Origin of the sequence: Clostridium psychrophilum (assembly GCF_018861705.1) — a bacterium.
Taxonomy (GTDB): Bacteria; Bacillota; Clostridia; order Clostridiales; family Clostridiaceae; genus Clostridium_AD; species Clostridium_AD psychrophilum.
In genome coordinates this window covers 1-13,026 of record NZ_JAHLEC010000094.1, presented here as the reverse complement: position 1 = coordinate 13,026, position 13,026 = coordinate 1, and the positions used below count along the sequence as shown (strand labels likewise).

The following is a 13,026-nucleotide window of genomic DNA, read 5'->3' as shown; positions in this document are numbered from 1 at the left end:
TCTGATTTTGTCCACCTCATTTCTTAGTCATGAGGTTTTATTATACTATATTCTTTTTGGGACATAATCAAATTCGGTATAATAGGACATTATCACAATTCGATCATAAAAATGTTGCCTGTTAAGTAAAACTACTTGACACCGCAAATAAACTCTGATATTATATGTCTTGTGAGTCGGTGATGAAATGGAAAAAAGATTTGAAATTTCTCTGTTATTAGATTTTTATGGCGTTCTACTTACTGAAAAGCAAAGGGTCATAATGGATTTGTATTTTAATAACGATTTATCTTTATCAGAAATAGCAGAATTAAATAATACTAGCAGGCAAGCTATTCATGATACCATTAAAAGATCTGATAATTTGCTTTTAGTGTATGAGGAAAAATTAAAATTATTAAATAAAGGTTATAAACTAAAAGAAACTTTAAAAAATATTATATCTCAATTAGATAACTTACAATTAAATATAAAAGATGAAAAAATAGATCAGCTTATATGTGATATCAAAACCCAAATCAGTGAAAATATTTAGGAGGTTTATTATGGCATTTGAAGGGTTATCTTCTAAGTTACAAGATACTATTAAAAAATTAAAAGGTAAGGGTAAACTTTCAGAAAAAGATATTAAAGATGCTATGAGAGAAGTAAAATTGGCATTACTTGAGGCAGACGTTAATTATAAAGTAGTTAAAGATTTTGTGAAAAAAGTTAGCGACAAATGCTTAGGCAATGGGGTATTAGAAAGTTTAACACCCGGTCAACAAGTTATAAAAATTGTTAATGATGAGTTAACTAATTTGATGGGTAATTCAGAAAGCAAGTTGGAGTTTTCAACTACTGGCTTAACAGTCATAATGCTCGTAGGGCTTCAAGGCGCAGGTAAGACTACAATGGGTGGAAAGCTTGCTCTTTCACTTAAAAGGAAAAATAAAAAGCCTCTGTTAGTTGCTTGCGATGTGTATAGACCAGCGGCAATAAAACAATTACAGGTAGTTGGTAAACAAATTGATGTTCCAGTATTTACTATGGGAGACAAAGAGAGTCCTGTAGATATTGCAAAAGCATCAGTAGCATTTGCCAAAGATAATGATAATAATGTAATAATAATAGATACAGCAGGAAGACTTCAAATAGATGAAACTTTAATGAATGAACTTAAAGATATAGAAGCCAATGTTAATCCAAACGAAATAATGTTAGTTGTAGATTCAATGACAGGCCAGGATGCAGTGAATGTAGCAGAAAGTTTTAATAAACAACTAGATATAACTGGTTTAATTCTGACTAAATTAGATGGAGATACAAGAGGCGGAGCTGCATTATCTATTAAAGCAATAACTGGGAAAAACATAAAATTTGTTGGTTCTGGCGAAAAAATGAATGATCTTGAAGTATTTTATCCAGATAGAATGGCGTCAAGAATACTTGGCATGGGTGATGTGCTTTCATTAATAGAGAAAGCACAACAGTCTATTGATGAAAATGAAGCAAAAGAACTTGGCACTAGAATGTTATCTCAAGAATTTAATTTAGATGATTTTTTAGCTTCGATGCAACAGATGAAAAAGCTTGGACCACTAAATAAATTGGTTGAAATGATGCCAGGTGTAAATAAAAAAGAGTTAAAAGGTGTAGATTTATCTAAAAGTGAAAAAGATATGGGAAAAGTTGAAGCTATAATACGCTCAATGACGGTATCTGAAAGAAAACATCCTAATATAATTAGTGGATCTTCTTCTAGAAAAAAGAGAATTGCTAATGGATCAGGAACTTTAGTTCAACAAGTTAACAAGTTGTTAAAAGATTTTGAAATGATGAAAAAATTTATGAAGCAAGCAAAAGGTTTTCAAAAACCCGGCAAAAAGGGTTTGTTTGGCAAAATGCCTTTTTAATAAATAGTAATATAACAAATATATAGATTTAAGGAGGTGATATACGTGGCAGTTAAAATAAGATTAAAAAGAATGGGTGCTAAAAAAGCTCCATTTTATAGAGTTGTAGTAGCAGATTCAAGAGCTCCTAGAGATGGAAAATTTATCGAAGAAATAGGATATTATAATCCAACAACAGATCCAACTACTATTAAAATAGATGTTGAAAAAGCAACTAAGTGGATGAAGAATGGTGCACAACCATCAGATACAGTTAAAAGGTTACTTAGCAAAATAGCAGTCAACTAGAAAAGTTTGTAAGTAATGAATGGAGGAGTTTTCCATGAAACAGTTACTTGAAGTATTGGCAAAATATTTAGTTGATAAACCAGAAATGGTTGTAGTAAATGAAGTTGCACATGAGCATATGGTACTTCTTGAATTATCAGTAGCACATGTGGACATGGGAAAAGTTATAGGTAAGCAAGGCCGAATAGCAAAAGCTATTCGGACTGTTGTAAAGGCAGCTGCTGTTAAAGAAAATAAAAAAGTGGTTGTTGAAATCAAGTAAGAGTTAGGTTCTACCTAACTCTTATTTTAATTAAATTATTGTTTTTATATGTTCAATTAAAGTAATTTTGAAAGGAGGATTATGTATGAAGGATTTTATGAGTGTAGGTCAGATAGGTAAAACACATGGTATAAAGGGTGAAGTTAAAGTTTTTTCATTAACTGATAGTCTTGAAAGATTTAAAACAATAAAAGATGTTTATATTGATGGTGAGATTAGAAAAGTTGAAGGTTGCAAACTTCAAACAGATAAAGTAATATTAAAAATTGTAGGCATAGATAGTATAGAACAGGCAGAGACGTACAGAAACAAATACTTGATGATTAAAAGGGAAGATGCAATTAAATTGTCAGAGGGTAGTTATTATGTAGCAGATATAATAGGATGTAGTGTTTTTGAAGAAGGCGGAGAAGAACTTGGAAAAGTATTTGATGTTCTTAATACACCAGGCAATGATGTATATTGGGTTAAAGGAAAGAAAGAAGTGCTTATTCCAGTACTTAAGGATATCATAGTTAGTATAGATATTGATGAGCACAAGATAGTAATTAAACCTGTAAAAGAATGGCAAGAATGAAAATAGATATATTAACTCTATTTCCTGAAATGTTTGAAGCTTTTAATTATAGTATGATTGGTAAAGCGATAGAAAATAAAATATTAGATATTTCATCACATAATATTCGCGATTATTCTTTAAACAAACATAAAAAAGTAGACGATTCTCCTTATGGTGGGGGAGCAGGGATGGTTATGTTAACTCAACCATTAGTAGATAGCATTAAAGATATTAAGTTACATAATAGTGGAAAGGTAATATTCTTGGGACCAAGGGGTACTACATTTACTCAAAATATTGCAAAAGAACTATGTAAGGAAAAAGAATTAATTTTTGTATGTGGGCATTATGAAGGCATTGACGAAAGAAATTATGATTATATAGATATGGAAATTTCACTTGGAGATTTCGTAGTGACTGGTGGAGAAATGGCTTGCATACCTATAGTTGATAGTATATGTAGGTTAATTCCAGGGGTATTATCGTGTAGTGAGAGTTACATAGAAGAATCCTTTTATGATGGGGTATTAGAGTATCCTCAGTATACAAGGCCAGATTGTTTTGAAGGAAAAAAGGTTCCAGATGTATTAATTTCGGGACACCATGAAAATATTCGTAAATGGAGAAGACTTCAATCATTAACAATAACAAAAGAAAAAAGACCAGATTTATTTCGAAAACTTAAACTCTCAAAGGAAGATAAAAAACTTTTAGGTAATGAAGACATAAAATAGAATGTGCATATAGATTTGTTTTTTTAGAATATTTCATAATTAGGAATAAAAGCATTTTTATGTTGATATATATTTTTTTTTATGATAAAATATAGTTTGTGCTAGTACGGACGGTCCTCTGTCATACCATAATGATCAAGAACGTCACAATAAAATTATAGGAGGGAATGCACATGTTAGATATTATAAAAGCAATTGAATCAGAACAAATTAGAACTGATTTACCAGATTTTAATGTAGGTGATACTATTAAAGTACATATTAAAATCAGTGAAGGTAACAAGGAGAGAATCCAAGTATTCGAAGGAACTGTTCTTAAAAGGCAGAATGGCGGTTTAAGAGAATCTTTCACAGTAAGAAGAGTATCTTCTGGTGTTGGTGTTGAAAAAACATTCCCAGTAAATGCTCCAGTAATAGAGAAGATTGAAATCGTAAGATTAGGTAAAGTTAGAAGAGCTAAATTATTTTACTTAAGAGATAGGGTTGGTAAGTCTGCAAAGGTTAAAGAAAGAATGAGATAGAATTGGGGCTGAAAAGTCCCTTTTTACTTTTAACCAGAATAATTATTTAGTTTAAATAAGTGAGTAATTGTTTGCACGGAAACTATTAGAATGTAGAAAACACAGTGATTTTACATGAAAATAACTGTATAAATTATAAATTTTATATTTTCAAAAACAAATAGATAACAGTAAATAGTAGAAAAGAAAAAGTTTTTATCCATTCAATAAAATGGGGAGGATTAGATAAAATGAGCATGACCATAAATTGGTTTCCAGGTCATATGGCGAAAACTAGAAGACAAATCCAAGAGAGTTTAAAACTTGTTGATGCGGTAATAGAAATTAGAGATGCAAGGATTGTTAAGTCGAGTGCAAATCCACAAATAGATGAAATATGTAAAGATAAACCTAGAGTAATTTTGTTAAATAAGAGTGATTTAGCTGAAGAAAAAATTACTAAACAATGGATAGATAAACTTACAACTGATACTGTAAGGCCATTGGCTGTAAACTGTATTACAGGTAAGGGGTTAAAAAGTATAAAAACAACACTTGATGAGTTATTAAAACAAAAGCATGATAGACAAAGGAAAAAAGGTTTAGTTAATATAGTTACGAGGGTTATGGTAGTTGGAATACCTAATGTTGGTAAATCCTCGTTCATAAACAAACTTGGGAAAAATAATATAACTAAAACTGGAGATAGACCAGGAGTTACTAAAAGTAAGCAATGGGTAAAAACTAGCTTAGGAATAGAACTAATGGATACTCCAGGCGTATTATGGCCTAGATTTGAAGATGAGGCGGTTGGACTTAATTTGGCGTTTACCGGTGCCATAAAAGATGAGGTTATTGATATTGAGGAATTAGCACTTAGGTTAGTGGAAAGGTTACAAACTAATAATGCTAAAAGGTTAATGGAAAGATATAAGCTTTCGGAGATTATGGATAACCCTATCGATAATATGGATAATATAGGTAGAAAACGTGGCGCTGTAATTTCAGGAGGTAATATCGACTACAACCGAATAGCAGTTATGCTTTTAGATGAATTTAGAGGTGGGAAATTGGGACCTATATCTTTAGAAAGAGTAGAAAAATAGAGAACTTTGCATTTGAATTACAATTAACACATTGTTCATAAATAGAAACAGAGTTGGCATCTTAACAAAATAGTACATTTTGTATTTGGGTTTAAGATGCCTAATTAAGATAATAAAAGTACTAAGGAGAAAATATCATGAAGTGTAATAATGATTTTTCAAAAATGAATTATAAAGAAATATGTGCATATATAATTAGCGTGGAAAACATTGAAAACGGTTTCATTATTAGAGATGATAATATGTTAAACATGTTGTTACAAGATAACAGAAAAACAGTGCAAAAATTAGGCGCTAAAATATCTAGAAAGTTAAAACTAAAAGAAATAGAGATTCAAAGAGTAAGAAAAATGTATGAGTTTGATAAAAATTTTGGTAACTATAATTATATAGCTGGAGTTGATGAAGTTGGCAGAGGGCCTTTAGCTGGACCAATAGTTGCTGCAGCAGTAATACTCGATTTAGAATCAGATAAGGATAAAGATCTTATACTAAGAGCTAATGATTCTAAAAAACTATCAATAAATTGTAGAAAAGAACTATCTTGTATTATTAAAGAGAAAGCATTAGCATATAAGATTAGTGAAATTGACAATAAACAAATTGACGAAAAAGGTATTGGCTGGTGCAATAATCAAGTGTTTATTGAATCATGTGATGGTCTCAGTATTAGGCCAGATCTAGTTTTAAGCGATGGTTATAGAATTAAAAATTTTTCCAATTTAAATGAGTTTGTAATTAAGGGAGACACATTAAGTATAAGCATAGCATGTGCTTCTATAATTGCAAAAGTGTATAGAGATGAGCTAATGTCCAAGTATAACAACGTATATCCGAATTATGGATTTGACAGAAATGTTGGTTATGGTACAAATGAACATGTAATGGCAATTAAAAAATATGGAATAATTTCATTACATAGGAAAAGTTTTTTGAAAAACATTTTAAACGAAAATAATAATTAACAAAAAATTTACAAATCCACCTTATAACTTAATAGGTGTATTTGTAAATTTTATACACAAATCTAAAATTAGGATTGAAAAGCATCCTCAATATGATTAATAGAGAAATTGTCATTATAAATATTCACAATGACTTCAATAACATCAAATCTAAAATCCCAGTCAACAATATTTTTTCTTAAAATATACATTTGAGCTGTTTTATAAATCTTTTTCTGTTTAGAAAAATTAACGGCTTCGCTTGGTGTGCCAAATTTTATCCCATATCTAGTTTTAACTTCTATAAAGCAAATATAATTTTTGTGGACTGCTATTATATCTATTTCACCACATTTGCATTTGAAATTTCTGTCAAGAATTTTATAACCAGAATTTTTTAAATAATTTTCGGATATATTCTCACCCATTTCACCAATATCTTTATTGTAATCTTTCATTAAAGCATCCTTCCTTGGTTTTATATTTACATTAATATTAAATTAAAAAATTTTATAAATCAACTTAATATTTTTTAATTAATAAAATTTATATGATTTTGTTTACATAATAAAAATTATGTAGTGCTTTAAAAATGTAAACATAATTATATTTAATAGTAAATTTTAATGAAAGGTATTTTATCGATAATTATGTCAATAATTATGAAATAAGAATTAATAAAGGTAAGGGTGATAATATGGCAATACAAATTATGTCTGCTGCATTCACAGGAATTGATGGTGTTATGGTTACAGTCGAAATTGATATTACTAGGGGGCTACCAGCATTAAACATTGTTGGGCTCGCAGATACCTCAGTTAAAGAATCGAGAGAGAGAGTAAGATCTGCAATATTAAACTCAGGTTTTGATTTTCCAGTTAAGAGAATAACCATAAATTTAGCACCAGCAGATTTGAAAAAGGAGGGGTCTTTATTTGATTTACCAATAGCTATAGGAATATTATTTGCTACTAACCAAATAAATATTAATGATATTGACGATTATCTTTTTATAGGAGAATTATCTTTATCTGGTCAATTAAAGAAAGTAAGAGGTTCATTACCAGTAGTCATGGAAGGAACAAAAAATAAAATAGAAAAGTTTGTAGTTCCCATAAATAACGCTCAAGAATGTAGTCTTGTTAATACTGCAAAAATATACGCTTTAGATAATTTAAAGCAGGTGGTACATTTTCTGAATTATAAGGATCTTATGCCTTATGAGAGAAACAATAATGAGAGAATATTAATAGATGGAAAGTTAGATTATGAAGATGTTTTTGGACAGGAAAGCTCAAAACGTGCTATTGAAGTAGCGGCAGCAGGAGGTCATAATTTGATTATGTATGGACCGCCAGGCTCTGGAAAATCAATGATGGCCAAAAGAATTTCATCAATATTACCATCTTTAAGCCAAGAGGAATTATTAGAGGTTACAAAAATCTATAGTGTTTCTGGTAAAACTACTGATGGTGAAAAAATTGTTTCACAAAGACCTTTTAGAAGTCCACACCATACTATTACCAGAATTGCATTTGTTGGTGGCGGTAATAAAATAACACCTGGAGAAATTTCTTTGGCGCACAAGGGCGTATTGTTTTTAGATGAGATATTGGAGTTTAAAAAAACTGTACTGGAGGTACTAAGACAGCCTTTAGAGGAGAGGAAAATTAGTATTTCAAGGATTAATGGAACCGTAGAATATCCATCAAACTTTATGCTTGTAGGTGCTTTAAATCCATGCCCTTGTGGATATTATGGGTCATATGAAAGGGAATGTAGTTGCAGTGATTATGAGAGAAGACGTTACTTAAACAAATTGTCAGGTCCATTATTAGATAGAATTGATATATTCACTGCAGTAAATTTTTTGCCATATAATAAAATAGTTAATCGAAAATGTGGTGAAAATTCTAATGTTATTAAAAAGAGAGTAGAATTAGCAAGAAATATTCAGAATAAAAGATTCAGTAAAGAAGAAATTCACTGTAATGCGGAGATGAGCCAAAAGTTAATTTTAAGATACTGTCATTTAGATGATAAAGCTAATAAAATTATGGAACTAGTTTATAATAAATTCAAACTAAGTACAAGAGCATATTCAAGAATTCTTAAGGTATCTAGAACTATTGCAGATTTAGAAGGATCTAAAAATATATTAGATAAGCATATAATAGAAGCTGTGCAGTATAGAAAATTTATAGATGAGAGGATAGTTTAATTTCAAATAATCTAAATAAAATAGTGGAGGTATCGTAAAATAATGAATGATTATGATATATGGTTTTCTTTAGTTAAATTATCCCCAAAAAATAAACTCAAATTAATAACTGATTTCCATAGTACACAACAAATATGGTATTATAGTGTACATAATAAAAAAACAGAATATTTTAATAAAAACTTAATTGACGTTCTAACCTATGCTTGGAATCAAAATGAGATTGATAATGTTCGAAGAAACTTAGAGATTAATGAAATAAAATCAGTCCGTTATGATGATGATGAGTATCCTAAAAGACTTAAAAATTATGATGATGCGCCATATACTTTATTTTATAAAGGAAATATATTGCCATTAAATGATAGGTTTAATATTGCAATAGTAGGGTCAAGGAAATATTCAAATTATGGGAGGGATGTTACTAAAATTATATGTTCAGATTTATGTGTTAATAAAATTAACATTATTAGTGGTATGGCTAAGGGGATTGACACGTTTGCTCATGAAAGTAGTTTAGAAAATGAATCATATACTTGCGCAGTTTTAGGCTCAGGATTAGATATAGTCTACCCTAAACAAAACATCAAAATCTTTAATGAAATAGTTAAAAAAGGTGCTGTTATTTCAGAGTTTTTACCAGGTACACCACCATATGCGTATAATTTTCCTTTACGAAATAGGATAATAAGTGGTTTGGGTGATATTATTATTGTAATAGAGGCCGGAGAGAAAAGTGGATCTTTAATTACAGCAAATCTAGCACTTGAACAAGGTAAAGATGTTATGGCTGTGCCAGGTTCCATATTTTCTTACGAGAGTAAGGGAACTAACAAATTAATTAAAGATGGGGCTTATCCTCTTACATCGGCTAATGATATATTTAATTTAATGGGAGTCGAAATGAAAGATTCATCCAAAAATGTTGTAAAGTCTGTTTGTAGCCAAGTTAACAAACAAATATACAACATTATAGATGATAGCCCAATACATATTAACGACATTATTAGAGCAACTAACATTGACATAAAACAATTATATGGTATATTATTTGAAATGCAGATTAAAAATCAAATATTATGTCTATCAGGAAATTATTATGTAAAAGTAAATAACAAAATATAAGTAAATATATATTAATATATATTATAATACATTGAGGGAGGGGATAAGATGGGACAAAAACTTGTTATAGTTGAGTCACCCGCAAAAGCTAAAACTATAAAAAAATATTTAGGTAGTAGCTATGTAGTAGAAGCGTCCATGGGGCATGTTAGGGATTTACCAAAAAGCCAATTGGGAGTTGACATAGAAAATAATTACCAACCCAAATATATAACTATTCGTGGTAAGGGAGAACTACTTAATAAACTGAGAAAGGCAGCTAAGAAAAGCGACAAAATTTATTTGGCAACAGATCCTGATAGAGAAGGTGAAGCAATTGCTTGGCATTTAGCTAAAGCTTTAAAAATAGATGAGAAAGCAAAATGCAGAATAGAATTTAATGAAATAACTAAAACAGCTGTTAAGAAAGCAATAAAATCTCCAAGAGTAATTAACGGAACGCTTGTGGATGCTCAACAAGCAAGGCGTATACTTGATAGATTAGTTGGATATGAAATTAGCCCTATACTTTGGAGAAAGGTTAAATGGGGACTTAGTGCAGGAAGAGTTCAATCTGTTACACTAAAAATAATTTGTGATAGACAAAAGGAAATAGATAAATTTATTACTAAAGAATACTGGACTATTGAATGTGAATTGTGTAAAGAAGGAGAGCCTTTGAAATTAATAGTTAAACTAATTTCAAAGAACGGCGTAAAATTTGAAATGAGTTCTAAAGAGGAAAGTGATAATGTTATTGCTCAACTTGATGAAAAAAAATATATTGTAAGCAAAACAAAAAAATCATCAAAGAGCAAAAATCCACTACCACCGTTTACAACAAGCACACTTCAGCAGGATGCTTATAGAAAACTTAATTTTGCTACTAAAAGAACTATGTCTATAGCACAACAATTATATGAAGGTATGGAAGTTGAGGGACATGGAACAATAGGTCTAATTACGTATATGAGAACTGACTCTACAAGAATTGCTGAAGAAGCTCAAATAGCAGCAAAAGATTTTATTTGTGATAGGTATGGGGAGAAGTACTCTCCTAGTACTCCTAGAATATTCAAAAGCAAAAAAAATATACAAGATGCACATGAAGCTATTAGGCCATCCAATATAGAAATAACACCGGAATTAGCTAAAAAGACTCTGAAAGCTCCACAATATAAATTATATGCATTGATTTGGAAAAGATTTGTGGCAAGCCAAATGGAATCGTGCTTACTTGATACTGTATCTATAGATATAACTAATGGTGAATATTTGTTTAAAGCATCAGGATCTAAAGTAGCTTTCGATGGATTTAGAAAAATTTACGATGAAGAATTAAAGGATGAAGAAAATACTTTAAAACTTCCAGAATTGGATAAAGGAGATATTTTATATAGTGATAAAACTGAAGGAAAACAGCATTTTACATTGCCACCTGCTAAATTTTCTGAGGCATCATTAGTAAAGACTTTAGAAGAAAATGGTATTGGAAGACCTAGTACTTATGCACCAATAATCACAACACTTTTAAGTAGAAAGTACATAGAGAAGGATAAAAAAACTTTAGAAGTTACTGAACTTGGGCATATAGTAAATAATATTGTAAGCGAATATTTTAAACAGATAGTAGACATTGAGTTTACAGCACAAATGGAGAACAATTTAGATTATATAGAAGAAGGAAAAGAAAAATGGCAAAATATAGTTAATGACTTTTTTACGCCATTGAAAGTTGACATAGATATTGCAGAGAAAGAAATAGCAAAAATAACTATTGAAGATGAAGTAACAGATGTAGTTTGTGACAAATGTGGGAAGTTTATGGTGATAAAGCACGGTAGATTTGGTGACTTTATGGCATGCCCTGGTTATCCGGAATGCAAAAATACTAAAGCAATTACTAAGGAATTAGAACTTCCTTGTCCTAAATGTGGTGGAACAATTTTAGAAAGAAGAAGTAAAAAAGGTACTAAATTCTTTGGATGCAGTAATTACCCAAAATGTGATTTTGTTAGTTGGTTTGAGCCAACTGAAACTAAATGTCCAGAATGTAATACTTATATGGTAAAAAGGTATAGTAAAACTAAAAGTGATTATTTGGAATGTTCTAATGTGGAATGTAAACATAGGGAATATAAAGAGGAAGAAACTAGTGAAAACAATAGTGAAGAAAAGTAAACAATAGTGAAAAAACAAAATAATTAAAAAAGTTTACACAATTCCATAAATTTCACAAATAATATGTCGAAATATATGGAAATACTGTTGATATAGAATTAATGTTGTGATATTATTAATAACGGAAGAACGATTCTAAAAATTTTTAATATTTTGAATTCTATCTATTCTAAAAGAAATTACTTTAAGAATTGGCTTAATAATATAAGTTGTAGTTTTTAATATATGAGGAGGAATATTGTGTCACTATTAGATAAAACAAGAATGCTGAATAAAATATTGCAAAAATCAGGAACTGAACCAGTAGTTTTTGATGACATTTGTAATTTGTTAAGCGATGTATTGCAATGTAATGTGTACATTGTTAGTAGAAAAGGGAAAATATTAGGTTATAATTTATCCAGTGGATTTGAATGCGATATTGTAAAGCATGAAATTATAAAAAATATGAGATTCCCAGAAAATTATAATAATAGTTTGCTTAATATTAATGAAACAAAAGCTAATCTTACTAATGAAAATGGTTGTGTATTTCAAGATAATACAAAATGTGCGATAGAACATAAAATGTCTACTATAGTACCAATAAACGGTAATAGAGAAAGATTAGGTACTCTTTTACTTGCGAGATTTGATAAAGATTTTACAGAGGATGATTTAGTTTTAGTTGAATATAGTGCAACTATAGTTGGACTTGAAATTTTGAGAGCTAAAAATGATATAATAGAAGAAGAAGCAAGAAAAAAAGCAGTAGTACAACTTGCGATTGGAACATTATCTTATTCAGAACTCGAAGCAGTACAACATATTTTTGATGAATTAGATGGTAATGAAGGTTTGCTCGTAGCATCTAGAATTGCAGATAAGGTGGGAATAACTAGATCTGTTATTGTTAATGCACTTAGAAAATTCGAAAGTGCAGGAGTAATAGAATCAAGATCTCTTGGAATGAAGGGAACACATATTAAAATTTTAAATGACAAATTAATTGATGAATTAAAAAAAATAAGATAACCTAAGGCAGAACAGTTTTGTTCTGCCTTAAATTATTTTATTTAATAAAGTATAAATATGTATAAAATGAGAATATTAATAAATATATGATATCATTTTTATAAAAATGGTGAATTGAAAAAGTAACTTCCACTTTGCAGAGTTAACTTCCACCGTAAAAAGAGTTGAAAAAGTTTTTCAATAAAAAAACGTTTATTTTTGCTATTCTTCTAACAAAA

14 protein-coding genes are annotated in these 13,026 nt (G+C 29.7%); 13 read left to right on the top strand and 1 reads right to left on the bottom strand.

Annotated features, from left to right (window positions below):
- Positions 1-187 precede the first annotated feature (187 nt).
- From KPL38_RS15095 to rnhB, 9 genes are all read left to right on the top strand, one after another.
- Positions 188-535, top strand: coding sequence for a putative DNA-binding protein (locus tag KPL38_RS15095; protein ID WP_216289973.1), 348 nt, complete (start codon positions 188-190; stop codon positions 533-535).
- 10 nt (positions 536-545) lie between these two features.
- Complete coding sequence (gene ffh, locus KPL38_RS15090; RefSeq protein WP_216289971.1) at positions 546-1,895, top strand: signal recognition particle protein; 1,350 nt, start codon at positions 546-548, stop codon at positions 1,893-1,895.
- Positions 1,896-1,940: 45 nt separating this feature from the next.
- The gene (gene rpsP / locus KPL38_RS15085) at positions 1,941-2,183 is read left to right on the top strand and encodes a 30S ribosomal protein S16 (RefSeq protein ID WP_216289968.1); all 243 of its coding nucleotides are present in this window, start codon (positions 1,941-1,943) and stop codon (positions 2,181-2,183) included.
- A gap of 34 nt (positions 2,184-2,217) precedes the next feature.
- Positions 2,218-2,445 carry a KH domain-containing protein gene (locus KPL38_RS15080; RefSeq protein ID WP_216289967.1) on the top strand — a complete coding sequence of 76 codons (228 nt, stop codon included), beginning with the start codon at positions 2,218-2,220 and terminating at the stop codon, positions 2,443-2,445.
- An 85-nt stretch (positions 2,446-2,530) separates the two neighbouring features.
- A complete protein-coding gene (gene rimM / locus KPL38_RS15075) occupies positions 2,531-3,022 on the top strand; it encodes a ribosome maturation factor RimM (RefSeq protein ID WP_216289965.1) in 492 nt (163 codons plus the stop codon).
- Entirely contained in the window at positions 3,019-3,738 is a 720-nt protein-coding gene (gene trmD / locus KPL38_RS15070) for a tRNA (guanosine(37)-N1)-methyltransferase TrmD (RefSeq protein WP_216289978.1), read from the top strand. Before rimM ends, trmD begins: the two co-directional genes overlap by 4 nt.
- A gap of 173 nt (positions 3,739-3,911) precedes the next feature.
- A complete protein-coding gene (gene rplS, locus KPL38_RS15065) occupies positions 3,912-4,259 on the top strand; it encodes a 50S ribosomal protein L19 (protein ID WP_216289976.1) in 348 nt (115 codons plus the stop codon).
- Positions 4,260-4,495: 236 nt separating this feature from the next.
- Positions 4,496-5,344, top strand: a complete 849-nt coding sequence (gene ylqF, locus KPL38_RS15060; protein ID WP_216289975.1) for a ribosome biogenesis GTPase YlqF — start codon at positions 4,496-4,498, stop codon at positions 5,342-5,344.
- Positions 5,345-5,481: 137 nt separating this feature from the next.
- The gene (rnhB, locus tag KPL38_RS15055; RefSeq protein ID WP_216289964.1) at positions 5,482-6,309 is read left to right on the top strand and encodes a ribonuclease HII; all 828 of its coding nucleotides are present in this window, start codon (positions 5,482-5,484) and stop codon (positions 6,307-6,309) included.
- 68 nt (positions 6,310-6,377) lie between these two features.
- Here the strand turns inward: rnhB and KPL38_RS15050 are convergent, their stop codons facing one another.
- The gene (locus tag KPL38_RS15050) at positions 6,378-6,746 is read right to left on the bottom strand and encodes a YraN family protein (protein WP_216289962.1); all 369 of its coding nucleotides are present in this window, start codon (positions 6,744-6,746) and stop codon (positions 6,378-6,380) included.
- Positions 6,747-6,985: 239 nt separating this feature from the next.
- On the opposite strand from KPL38_RS15050, the gene KPL38_RS15045 reads away from it, so the two are divergent.
- The 4 genes from KPL38_RS15045 to codY all read left to right on the top strand — a co-directional run bounded on the left by KPL38_RS15045 (position 6,986) and on the right by codY (position 12,808).
- The gene (locus KPL38_RS15045) at positions 6,986-8,509 is read left to right on the top strand and encodes a YifB family Mg chelatase-like AAA ATPase (RefSeq protein WP_216289961.1); all 1,524 of its coding nucleotides are present in this window, start codon (positions 6,986-6,988) and stop codon (positions 8,507-8,509) included.
- Positions 8,510-8,551: 42 nt separating this feature from the next.
- Positions 8,552-9,634: a DNA-processing protein DprA gene (gene dprA, locus KPL38_RS15040; protein WP_216289960.1), complete on the top strand. Its 1,083-nt coding sequence runs from the start codon at positions 8,552-8,554 to the stop codon at positions 9,632-9,634.
- A 48-nt stretch (positions 9,635-9,682) separates the two neighbouring features.
- Positions 9,683-11,794, top strand: coding sequence for a type I DNA topoisomerase (gene topA, locus KPL38_RS15035; protein WP_216289959.1), 2,112 nt, complete (start codon positions 9,683-9,685; stop codon positions 11,792-11,794).
- Between the two features lie 237 nt (positions 11,795-12,031).
- The gene (gene codY / locus KPL38_RS15030) at positions 12,032-12,808 is read left to right on the top strand and encodes a GTP-sensing pleiotropic transcriptional regulator CodY (protein ID WP_216289974.1); all 777 of its coding nucleotides are present in this window, start codon (positions 12,032-12,034) and stop codon (positions 12,806-12,808) included.
- Positions 12,809-13,026: the final 218 nt, after the last annotated feature.

Coding starts and splice junctions, on each gene's coding strand:
- KPL38_RS15095 (WP_216289973.1), top strand. CDS start 188: ATGGAAAAAAGATTTGAAATTTCTCTGTTATTAGATTTTTATGGCGTT.
- ffh (WP_216289971.1), top strand. CDS start 546: ATGGCATTTGAAGGGTTATCTTCTAAGTTACAAGATACTATTAAAAAA.
- KPL38_RS15080 (WP_216289967.1), top strand. CDS start 2,218: ATGAAACAGTTACTTGAAGTATTGGCAAAATATTTAGTTGATAAACCA.
- rimM (WP_216289965.1), top strand. CDS start 2,531: ATGAAGGATTTTATGAGTGTAGGTCAGATAGGTAAAACACATGGTATA.
- trmD (WP_216289978.1), top strand. CDS start 3,019: ATGAAAATAGATATATTAACTCTATTTCCTGAAATGTTTGAAGCTTTT.
- rplS (WP_216289976.1), top strand. CDS start 3,912: ATGTTAGATATTATAAAAGCAATTGAATCAGAACAAATTAGAACTGAT.
- ylqF (WP_216289975.1), top strand. CDS start 4,496: ATGACCATAAATTGGTTTCCAGGTCATATGGCGAAAACTAGAAGACAA.
- rnhB (WP_216289964.1), top strand. CDS start 5,482: ATGAAGTGTAATAATGATTTTTCAAAAATGAATTATAAAGAAATATGT.
- KPL38_RS15050 (WP_216289962.1), bottom strand. CDS start 6,746: ATGAAAGATTACAATAAAGATATTGGTGAAATGGGTGAGAATATATCC.
- KPL38_RS15045 (WP_216289961.1), top strand. CDS start 6,986: ATGGCAATACAAATTATGTCTGCTGCATTCACAGGAATTGATGGTGTT.
- dprA (WP_216289960.1), top strand. CDS start 8,552: ATGAATGATTATGATATATGGTTTTCTTTAGTTAAATTATCCCCAAAA.
- topA (WP_216289959.1), top strand. CDS start 9,683: ATGGGACAAAAACTTGTTATAGTTGAGTCACCCGCAAAAGCTAAAACT.